Origin of the sequence: Microbacterium paulum (assembly GCF_015707995.1) — a bacterium.
In the GTDB taxonomy this organism is placed as follows: Bacteria; Actinomycetota; Actinomycetes; order Actinomycetales; family Microbacteriaceae; genus Microbacterium; species Microbacterium paulum.
The window spans coordinates 1-10,411 of record NZ_JAAGRY010000084.1 but is presented as its reverse complement, the minus strand read 5'-3'; the positions used below and the strand labels follow the sequence as shown (position 1 = coordinate 10,411).

6 protein-coding genes and 1 pseudogene are annotated in these 10,411 nt (G+C 67.0%); 5 read left to right on the top strand and 2 right to left on the bottom strand.

Annotated features, from left to right (window positions below):
• Positions 1 to 414 (bottom strand): annotated as a pseudogene (locus G3N18_RS14640) (anthranilate synthase component I family protein); the annotation flags it as partial.
• A 37-nt stretch (positions 415 to 451) separates the two neighbouring features.
• On the opposite strand from G3N18_RS14640, the gene G3N18_RS14635 reads away from it, so the two are divergent.
• The 3 genes from G3N18_RS14635 to G3N18_RS14625 are packed head-to-tail and all read left to right on the top strand — an operon-like array spanning position 452 to position 2,916.
• Entirely contained in the window at positions 452 to 1,126 is a 675-nt protein-coding gene (locus tag G3N18_RS14635; RefSeq protein ID WP_196385006.1) for a VTT domain-containing protein, read from the top strand.
• Between the two features lie 4 nt (positions 1,127 to 1,130).
• On the top strand, positions 1,131 to 2,165 hold the full coding sequence (locus tag G3N18_RS14630; protein WP_196385005.1) for an App1 family protein: 1,035 nt from the start codon (positions 1,131 to 1,133) through the stop codon (positions 2,163 to 2,165).
• Between the two features lie 40 nt (positions 2,166 to 2,205).
• Positions 2,206 to 2,916: an SOS response-associated peptidase gene (locus G3N18_RS14625; RefSeq protein WP_196385004.1), complete on the top strand. Its 711-nt coding sequence runs from the start codon at positions 2,206 to 2,208 to the stop codon at positions 2,914 to 2,916.
• Positions 2,917 to 2,925: 9 nt separating this feature from the next.
• Here G3N18_RS14625 and nagE read toward each other — a convergent pair whose 3' ends face one another.
• Positions 2,926 to 4,878, bottom strand: a complete 1,953-nt coding sequence (nagE, locus tag G3N18_RS14620; RefSeq protein WP_196385003.1) for an N-acetylglucosamine-specific PTS transporter subunit IIBC — start codon at positions 4,876 to 4,878, stop codon at positions 2,926 to 2,928.
• 385 nt (positions 4,879 to 5,263) lie between these two features.
• Here nagE and G3N18_RS14615 point away from each other — a divergent pair, with 385 nt between their 5' ends.
• Entirely contained in the window at positions 5,264 to 7,168 is a 1,905-nt protein-coding gene (locus G3N18_RS14615; RefSeq protein WP_196385002.1) for a carbohydrate-binding module family 20 domain-containing protein, read from the top strand.
• Positions 7,169 to 7,474: 306 nt separating this feature from the next.
• Positions 7,475 to 10,141: an excinuclease ABC subunit UvrA gene (locus G3N18_RS14610; RefSeq protein ID WP_196385001.1), complete on the top strand. Its 2,667-nt coding sequence runs from the start codon at positions 7,475 to 7,477 to the stop codon at positions 10,139 to 10,141.
• The last annotated feature ends 270 nt before the right edge of the window (positions 10,142 to 10,411 follow it).

Sequence of the window (10,411 nt, the reverse complement as noted above, 5' to 3'; positions counted from 1 at the left end):
GCCGGCCGGGCCGTCGTGGTCGCCCTCGGGCGCGATGAGCCAGCTTTGCCGAGCCGCATGATCGAAGGCCACGAGCCGCCGCACGGCGAGGGCAACCTCGCCCGGCGCGGCGGTGTCGGTCGCGGCGGGTGCACCGGCGCGCCCCGCGCCCCCGTCGTAGCCCAGCCATCCCACCCAGCCGCCCGCGAAACCGCCGGGCACCACGTCGCCTGCGGTCTGGGCGTCCGGCACCGAGATCACGAGATCGCGGGGCCACGCCGGCGCCGGGTCGCCGACGCCGAGCCAGCTCCAGCCCGACGTGGCATCCGGGCCCGCATCGAGCCAGAACGCATGCTCCTCGCGAGCGGGACCGCCGAGGAACAGCGCCTCGGGATCGGTCCACTCCAGGCGCCGGGCGACGGGTCGGGCGGGCACTCCCTCAGGCTAGACCGCGGCGCCGTAGGCTGAAGCGGTGAACGACGTGCTGACGTGGTTGCTCGATGCCGTGCAAAGCGTCGATCCCGTGCTGCGCACCGTGCTCGCCGGTGTCGCCATCATGCTCGAGACGAGCGTGCTCGTGGGGCTCGTCGTGCCGGGTGACACCGTGGTGCTCGTCTCGGCGACCGCCGTCGGCTCGGTCACCGAGGGCGTGATCCTCACGCTCGTCGTGATCGTCGGCGCGCTGATCGGCGAGAGCATCGGCTTCTGGCTCGGTCGCTGGCTCGGCCCGCGCATCCGCTTCTCCGCCGTCGGACGACGCATCGGCGAACACAACTGGGTGCGCGCCGAACTGTATCTGCGTCGCCGCGGCGGCCCCGCGATCTTCCTCTCGCGGTTTCTACCGGTGCTGCACTCGCTCGTTCCGCTCACGGTCGGCATGAGCGGGTTCTCGTACCGCCGCTTCATCGCGTGGACGGCCCCGGCATGCACCGTCTGGGCGATCGCCTACGTCGGCGTGGGCGCCGCGGCGGCCGGCACCTACCGCGAACTCTCCGACCGGCTGCACTACGCGGGCTACGTGTTCGTCGGCATCCTCGTCGTGTTCCTCATCGCGGCCTACGGCGCCAAACGCCTCATCTCGCGCGGGGAAGCGCGTCATATGGACCGCGAAGACGACGACCGTCCGTCTGCGCCCGTGGGAGACTGAGACGATGTCTGCCGAACCCGCACCCCGCACCAAGGTGCTGTGGATCGCGCGCCTCGAGTACCGCTTCCACGCGTGGCGCGAGCGGCGCGCCCGCGCCCGCGGCAACCGCGCCAGCATCTCGGCCTACCCCGGCTACGGCAGCGAGGAATGGGTGCGCGTGCTCGGCCGTGTGCTGATCGTGCCGCCTCTTCCGACGAAGTACCGCGGTGAATACGCGAACGTGCGGGGCTGGCGCTCCTTCGCCGCGGTGCCGGTCGGCTACGCCCAGGTCACCGTGACGATCGACGGCGTGAGCCACGAGGTCGTCGCCGACCGCGGCGGCGTCATCGACACCGTGCTGCCGGCGCGCCTGGCACCCGGCTGGCAGCCGATCACGATGAGCGTCGAGGGCTCGGAGCCGGTCGAGACGCGCGTGTTCATCGTCGGTGCGGATGTCCGTTTCGGGGTCGTCTCCGACGTCGACGACACCGTGATGGTGACGGCACTCCCCCGCCCGTTCGTGGCGGCGTGGAACTCGTTCGTGCTCGACGAGCACGCGCGCCAGCCCGTGCCCGGCATGGCCGTGCTGCTCGAACGTCTCGTGCGCGACCACCCCGGCTCGCCCGTCATCTACCTCTCCACCGGCGCGTGGAACGTCGCGCCGACGCTGCAGCGGTTCCTGCGCCGGCACCTCTACCCGCCGGGCGCGCTGCTGCTCACCGACTGGGGACCGACGCACGACCGCTGGTTCCGCAGCGGCCGCGAGCACAAAGAGGACAACCTGCGACGGCTCGTGTGCGAGTTCCCGCAGGTGAAGTGGATGCTGATCGGTGACGACGGCCAGCACGACGACGACCTGTACACGGCGTTCACGAGCGAGTTCCCCGATCACGTCACCGCCGTCGCGATCCGGCGCCTGTCCCCCGCCGAGGCCGTGCTCGCGGGTGGGCGCACCTCGGTGAACGACCACTCGGCGGTGGCGGTGCCGTGGGTGTCGGAATCGGACGGCGCCGAGCTGCTCGACCGGCTCACCGAGGCGGGCGTCGTCGACGCCGACTGACCGCCGCGGGCGTGTCTGCGCCCCCGCGTAGGCTGGCCGCATGTGCGGACGTTTCGTCGTTGCCGCGAGCGGATCAGAGCTCGTCGGCGTTCTGCGGGTCGACCTCGAGGGCGATGACCTTCCCGGCCCCTCCTTCAATGTGGCGCCCACCGATCGCGTCGCGATCGTGCTCGACTCGGCCAAGACCGAACCTCCCACCCGGCGCCTCGAGGCGGCTCGCTGGGGACTCGTGCCGGCATGGGCGAAAGACCCCTCGATCGGTTCGAAAGCGTTCAACGCGCGCGCCGAAGAGGTCGAAGACAAGCCGATGTTCCGCCAGGCGCTCATCAAGCGGCGCGCGGTGATCCCTGCCACGGGCTATTACGAATGGCACACCGAGGCCGGCGTGAAGACGCCGTACTACATCCACCCCGCCGATGATTCGCCGCTGCTGTTCGCGGGGCTCTACGAATGGTGGAAAGACGCCTCGAAGCCCGACGACGACCCGGCACGGTGGCTGCTCAGCGTCACGATCATGACGCGTCAGGCGACGGGCGAGCTCGGATCGATCCACGAGCGCATGCCGCTGTTCATCGACGCCGACTACGCAGACGTGTGGCTCGACCCGACGACCGAGAACGTCGGCGACCTGCTCGACGCGACGATCGACGCCGCCCCCTCGCTCGTCGACGGCCTGGTCATGCGCGAGGTCGGCCCCGCGGTCGGCAATGTACGCAACAACGGGCCGGAGCTCATCGCCCCGGCCCGTTGACAGCGTGCGTCAGTCGAACGCGACGGTCGCGTTATCGTTGTTGAGCACGATGACCGGCGTGATCGGCGACAGGCCTGCGGCGCGGATCTTGTCGACGTCGAAGCGGATCAGCGGCGTGCCCGCCACCACCGTGTCACCGGTCTTCACGAGCGTCTCGAAACCGTCGCCCTTCATGCCGACGGTGTCGATGCCGATGTGGATCAGCAGCTCGGTGCCGTCATCGAGCGCGAGTCCGATCGCGTGCCCCGTCGGGAAGACGGATGCCACGGTGCCGGCAGCCGGCGCCACGACGGTGTCGCCGGTCGGGTCGATCGCGACGCCCGGGCCCATCGTGCCCTGCGCGAACATCGGGTCGGGCACGTCGGCGAGGGCGACCACGGTGCCGTCGACCGGCTGACGCAGCGTCAGCGTCTTCGCGCCGGTCGCTGTCGCCGTCGCCGTCGCCGTGGCCACGCCACCGCCGTCGAAGGGCAGGTCGCCGGCGGCCTCGGCCGCCTCGATCCGGGCCGTGCGGCCCGAGATGAGGTCGTCCATGGCATCCTTCACGAACTGCACGTTGAGACCGTAGACGACCTGCACGGAGTGCCCACCCGTCTTGATCGTGCCCGCGGCACCGGCGCGCTTGAGGGCGTGCTCGTCGACCTTCGAAGGGTCGGCGATTTCCATGCGCAGACGCGTCGCGCAGTTGTCGACGTCGATGATGTTCGCCTTGCCGCCGAGGCCCGCGATGAACTTCTCGGCCGTGCCGTGGTAGCCGGTGAGGCTCGTCTCGAGGTTGTCGGCGTCTTGCGCGTCTTCGTCGTCTTCGCGGCCGGGCGTCTTCAGATTGAAGCGCTTGATCACGAACGAGAACGTGAAGAAGTAGATGAAGAACCAGGCGACGCCCATGAGCAGCAGGATCCATGGATTCTGCGTGAGCGGGTTCGCCCACTGCAGCACCATATCGATGAAGCCGCCCGAGAAGCCGAACCCGAGTCGCGTCGGCAGCCAGGCCGCGAGGCCCACCGAGATACCGGTGAACACGGCGTGGACGAGGTACAGCCACGGCGCGAGGAACATGAACGAGAACTCGAGCGGCTCGGTCACACCGACGAAGAACGAGGCGACCGCGGCGGAGAGCATGATGCCGTAGGTGACCTTCTTGCGCTTCGAGTTGGCCGTCATGTACATCGCGAGGGCGGCACCGGGCAGACCGAACATCATGACGGGGAAGAAGCCGGCCATGTACTGGCCCGTGACTCCGTAGACGCCCGCGCCGTTGCTGCCGGCGAGGAAGTTGACGAGGTCGTTGATGCCCGCGACGTCGAACCAGAACACCGAGTTCAGCGCGTGGTGAAGGCCGGTCGGGATGAGCAGGCGGTTGAAGAAGCCGTAGAGACCGGCGCCGAACGGGCCGAGGGTCGAGATCCACTCACCGAAGGTGACGAGGCCCTGATACACGACCGGCCACACGAACATGAGGACGACCGCGACGACGAGGGACAGACCGGCTGTGACGATCGCGACCGACCGCTTTCCCGAGAAGAACGAGAGCGCGTCGGGGAGCTTCGTGTCTTTGAATTTGTTGTAACACCAGGCGCCGATGAGACCGGCGATGATGCCGACGAAGACGTTCTGCACCTTGCTGAAGGCCGGGTTCACGTCGTCGACGCTCGACAGCCCCTGCAGGTTCATGATCGTCGTGGGCGAGAGCAGCGTCGTGATCGTCAGCCACGAGACGAGGCCGGCGAGAGCCGATGTGCCGTCGGTCTTGTTCGCCATGCCGATCGAGACACCCACCGCGAACAGCAGCGGCATGTTGTCGAGGAGCGCGCCACCGGCGGCACCGAGGAACGCCGACACCACGTTCGACCCGCCCGCGGCGGAGCTGATCCAGTACGAGATGCCCGACAAAATGGCCGCGACCGGCAGCACCGCCACCGGCAGCATGAGCGATCGACCCAGGCGTTGGAAGAACTTCATTCGACCACTCCGTCCTCGTGATGGCGCGTGCCCCGCTGCCAGAAACGACGGTAGTCCCCATCCGGCCGGATATACAGCATTCACTCAGAATTCGCGTGCGCAGATGTAAGCGCTTGCGCAGAACCTCCGGCGCTGCCATCGTCGTTGATTGTGCCGTACACCCCTGTCGGCGCCGCATTGTGTTCACCGTCGAGCATCGGAGCCGACTATGCCCCCTATCCCCCAGAGACGAACAGGCACCGTCCCGCGCCGCGCGGGCTTCGTTGCGGCCTTGGCCGCGGCGACCCTCGTTCTCACGAGCATCCTTCTCGCGGTACCCCAGGCGGCATCGGCAACGACGCCGCAACCGTCTCCTACGGTTTCCTCCCCCAACGGGCGGGGAAACGTGATTGCGAACCTCTTCCAGTGGAACTGGCGTTCGGTCGCTGCAGAATGCACGAACTCGCTCGGTCCGGCCGGCTACGGATACGTCCAGGTCTCACCCCCTCAGGAGAACGTGCGCGGGACGGCGTGGTGGACCTCTTATCAGCCCGTCAGCTACAAGATCGAGTCCAAGCTCGGCACCCGCGCCGAGTTCCAAGCGATGGTCTCCACCTGTCGCACCGCCGGCGTGGGCGTGATCGCCGATGCCGTGATCAACCACATGACGGGCACAGACCTCGGCTCGGGCACCGGCGTGGCCGGGTCTTCCTTCGGGGTCGACTCCTTCCCGGGTATCTATGGGGCAGCCGACTTCAACGACTGCCGTTCGAACATCTCCAACTACGGGGACCGCTACCAGGTGCAGAACTGCCGTCTGGTCTCTCTGCAAGACCTGCGTACGGGTTCTGATTACGTCCGCTCCCGCATCGCCGCCTACCTGAACGACCTGATCTCCCTCGGCGTGAGTGGATTCCGCATCGATGCGGCCAAGCACATTCCCGCCGCAGATCTCGAGGCGATCAAAGCGAAGCTGACCAACCCCGCCATCTTCTGGGTGCACGAAGTGATCGGCGCGTCCGGCGAGCCCGTACAGCCTTCCGAGTACCTCGGCAGCGGCGATTCGCACGAGTTCGCCTACGCACGAGAGTTGAAGTCGCGCTTCGACGGTCAGATCAAGGATCTGCGCACGATCGGCGACGGCAAGCTTCCCTCCGCCTCTGCGGGAGTGTTCGTCGACAACCACGACACCGAGCGCAACGGCGAGACGATGAACTACAAGTGGGGCGCGAAGTACACCCTCGCCAACACGTTCCTGCTGTCGTGGCCGTACGGGTCGCCGAGCGTCTACAGCGGCTACACGTGGACCGACAAGGACGCGGGCGCGCCGGGTGCGACCGCGACCAGCGTTCCTGACGCATCGTGCACGTCGTCGGCGTGGACCTGCATCCATCGCGCCACCGAAGTGACTGGGATGGTCGGCTTCCACAACGCCGTCGAAGGCACGGGAGTCTCGGACTGGTGGGATGACGGGGCGAACAACATCGCCTACAGCCGCGGCGCCAAGGGCTTCGTCGCGATCAACAACTCCGCCTCGCCTGTCACGCGCACCTACCAGAGCTCGCTCCCGGCGGGCACCTACTGCGATGTCGTCGCCTCCTCGACGTGCGCCAAGACGTACACCGTTTCCAGCTCCGGCACCTTCACGGCTACCGTTCCCGCCTACGGTGCGCTCGCACTTCACATCGGCAAGACGAGCGGCACGACGCCGCAGCCGACCTCGACGACGAGCGTGTACTACTCCACGACGAAGGGCTGGTCGGCCTACAACATCCACTACAAGGTGGGCTCGGGAGCATGGACGACGGCGCCGGGTGTAACCATGACCGCCGCATGCACCGGATGGGTGAAAAGCGAAGTGCCCTCCGACGGCGCAACGGTGATGGCCGCCTTCAACAATGGTGCAGGCACATGGGATAACAACGCGTCGAACAACTACTCCCTGACCGGCACCCAGGTCGCGGTCGGGGCAACGGGCGTCACCGCCACCAATCCGTGTGCCGAGACGACCCCGGCCACCACCATCGCGACGACCTTCTCGGTGACCGCGACGACGTCGTGGGGCCAGAACATCTTCGTCGTGGGCAGCGTTCCCGAGCTCGGCTCGTGGGCGACCGCTCAGGCCAAGCCTCTCTCCGCGGCGTCGTACCCGACCTGGTCGAGCGTCATCGCCCTGCCGGCCGGAGTATCGGTGCAGTACAAGTACATCCGGAAGGATGCTGCGGGCAACGTCACATGGGAGAGCGGCGTGAACCGCACCCTGGCGGTTCCCTCATCGGGCACCGCCGCGACGACGGACGCCTGGCGCTGAGTGATTCGAGGGGGCCGTGGCGAGTGTGCTCGCCACGGCCCCCTCGTGCGTTCCGCGATCTTCCGCACGGCGGGAGACCGGAGGTTCGACGAGTTGCGCGGACAAGCGAAAAACCCCCGGATAACCGGGGGTTTTTGGTGGACCTCCGTGGAGAGTTTGAGAACCCCTGCCCGCCGCTGTCGGAGAGCAGACCGAAGAACTCGCGCGCCTTCTTCTTCGTGAACCCGATGGTAAACAGCCGCATCATCTTGCCTCCCACCGTCGACGAACCTGCTTCCCACGAGACCCGCTTGGTACAGTTCCGAAATGGATGACCTTTCCTCAGTGTCCACCCACGTCCAGCCCGATGTCCGGGTGCGTGGTGCCCGCGAACACAACCTCAAGGACGTCGATCTCACGGTTCCGCGTGACGCGATGGTTGTGTTCACGGGCGTGTCCGGATCCGGGAAGTCCTCCTTGGCTTTCGGCACGTTGTACGCGGAGTCCCAGCGGCGCTACTTGGAGTCAGTTGCCCCGTACGCGCGGCGACTGATCGACCAGGCGGGTGTGCCCGACGTCGACTCCATCACCGGGATGCCGCCCGCAGTCGCCTTACAGCAGCAGCGCGGAGGGCGCAGTGCACGCTCCTCTGTAGGCAGCATCACCACGCTGTCGAATGTGGTTCGGATGCTCTATTCGCGAGCCGGTGAATACCCAGATGGTCAGCCGATGCTCTACGCCGAGGATTTCTCCCCGAACACCGTGCAGGGCGCGTGCCCCGAGTGCCACGGCATCGGCAGAGTGTACGCGGTGACCGAGGAGCGGATGGTACCCGATCCCTCACTCACCATCCGGGAGCGCGCCATCGCATCGTGGCCGACCGCCTGGCACGGCCATCAGTTGCGGGACGTGCTCGTCGGGCTCGGCTACGACGTCGACGTCCCGTGGAAGGATCTGCCGAAGAAGGATCGGGACTGGATCCTCTATACCGACGAGACCCCCTTCGTTCCCGTCCACTCTCGACTCACACTCGCCGAGGCGCGCCGGGCAATCCGAGCAGGAATCGAACCGAGCTACTCGGGCACCTTCGTCGGCGCGCGGCGGTACGTGCTCGACACTTTCGCGAACACGAAGAGCGCGTCGATGAAGCGCCGCGTAGCCCAGTTCATGAGCGCGGCGGTCTGCCCGGTGTGCCATGGGAAGCGGCTCAAACCCGAAGCACTGACGGTGACGTTCGAAGGACGCGATATCGCGGACTTCTCAGCCTTGCCGCTGCGTGAATTGGCTGAGCTCCTCGAGTCCGTCGTCGCCGAGTCTGACCGCGAGGGCGACACCTCCGACGCCGTGGTAGACGTCGCGACGAGACGTGAAGCCAGCGAGCAGCGCGTTGCTGCTGGCGGCTCCGCGCACTCCGCTGCGCCGGGTGTCCGTCGCACACGGAATCAGTCTGTTGAGAAGCGCGCCGCGGCAGCCCGCCTGGGCGCAGAATTGCTGGACCGCCTGCGCCCCATCATCGATCTCGGACTCGGTTACCTCTCGCTAGGTCGCGCTACGCCGACACTGTCCGGAGGGGAGCTACAACGACTTCGACTCGCCACGCAGCTCACGTCGGAACTGTTCGGTGTTGTCTACGTCCTCGACGAACCGTCAGCCGGTCTCCATCCGCACGACGTCACCGCGCTGCTGGGTATCCTCGACGGGCTGAAGCAGCGCGGCAACAGCCTCTTCGTCGTGGAGCATTCCGTCGACGTCATGCGGCATGCGGACTGGCTGGTCGACATCGGCCCCGGAGCCGGGGAACGCGGCGGGCGCGTGATCTACAGCGGACCCACGGACGGACTCGCGGAGGTCGACGAGTCGGTGACGCGCGGATACATCTTCGGGGGCAGCGGCCTTCCACCGCACCAGCCTCGTGCGGCCCACGACTGGTTGCAGCTGGAGCACGTCACCCGCAACAACCTGCGGGACGTATCCGTGGCGCTACCGCTCGGAACGCTCACGGCTGTCACTGGCGTGTCAGGGTCGGGGAAGTCCACCCTTGTCAGTCAAGTCCTGCCTGCCCTCATCGGCGCCAGGCAAGGGGACGCGCCTCGCGTCGAGGAAGAAAGCGCTGAGGCCGACGCACTGCTCCTCACTGACGAGTCCGATGAGCTCGGAGGGTCGGTCGTGGGCGACCTCACGACCGTCCGGCGGGTGGTGAGCATCGACCAGAAACCCATCGGCCGCACGCCCCGCTCCAACGTCGCGACCTACACAGGACTCTTCGATCATGTGCGGCGTCGGTTCGCCGAGACGCCGGAAGCTCGGACACGCGGATACAAGCCCGGTCGGTTCTCCTTCAATGTCGCAGGCGGCCGTTGCCCGACCTGTGAGGGTGAAGGCTCCGTGATGGTCGAGCTGCTCTTCCTGCCCTCGGTGTACACCGTGTGTCCCGACTGCCATGGCACCCGCTATCAATCGAGCACCCTGGAGATCACCTGGCGAGGGCGCAACATCGCGGAAATCCTCGCGATGAGCGTCGACGAGGCTCACGAGTTCTTCGCCGGCGAGTACGACGTGCTGCGCTCCCTCACCTCGCTGGTCGATGTCGGGCTCGGTTATCTGCGCTTGGGACAGCCGGCCACAGAGCTCTCCGGTGGGGAGGCGCAACGTGTGAAGCTGGCCACCGAACTGCAACGAGCGCAGCGCGGCGACACTCTGTACGTGCTCGATGAGCCGACCTCCGGATTGCACTGTGCCGACGCAGACCGTCTCGTTACCCACCTTCAGACTCTCGTCGATGCGGGCAACACGGTCGTGATGGTGGAACTCGACATGCGAGTGGTCGGCGCAGCCGACTACGTCATCGATCTCGGGCCGGGAGCCGGCGACAACGGCGGCACCGTGGTCGCGTCCGGAACGCCAGCAGAGGTCGCTGCGTCGAGAAGCAGCGCTTCAGCACCGTATCTCGCCGCCGCCCTCGCCGAGGCCGCGACGCTGACGTCAGGGGCATAACCGGCGCTTCGCCGTTGAGTGTGGCTATCGGGTGACGCGCCGGTAGCCGAGGCTGCTCGGGAGATGGGTCGAGGTCCCCGAGGATCAGAGGACTTCTACCTCATCTGATCGCGAGGACCTCAACGATAACCGAGCCTACGACCTGCTGCCGTGTCGATGGGGTCTGCCCCGAGTTTGGTTGACATCTGAACTGTGAGGATTCGTCCTCGCTGGAAGGATGTTCTTGTGGCAAAGCCCTATCCCCGAGAGTTCCGCGATGATGTCGTGGCC

Bases quoted from the DNA above. Each gene is read 5' to 3' on its own strand.
- G3N18_RS14630 (WP_196385005.1), top strand. From the start codon at position 1,131: ATGTCTGCCGAACCCGCACCCCGCACCAAGGTGCTGTGGATCGCGCGC.
- G3N18_RS14625 (WP_196385004.1), top strand. From the start codon at position 2,206: ATGTGCGGACGTTTCGTCGTTGCCGCGAGCGGATCAGAGCTCGTCGGC.
- nagE (WP_196385003.1), bottom strand. From the start codon at position 4,878: ATGAAGTTCTTCCAACGCCTGGGTCGATCGCTCATGCTGCCGGTGGCG.
- G3N18_RS14610 (WP_196385001.1), top strand. From the start codon at position 7,475: ATGGATGACCTTTCCTCAGTGTCCACCCACGTCCAGCCCGATGTCCGG.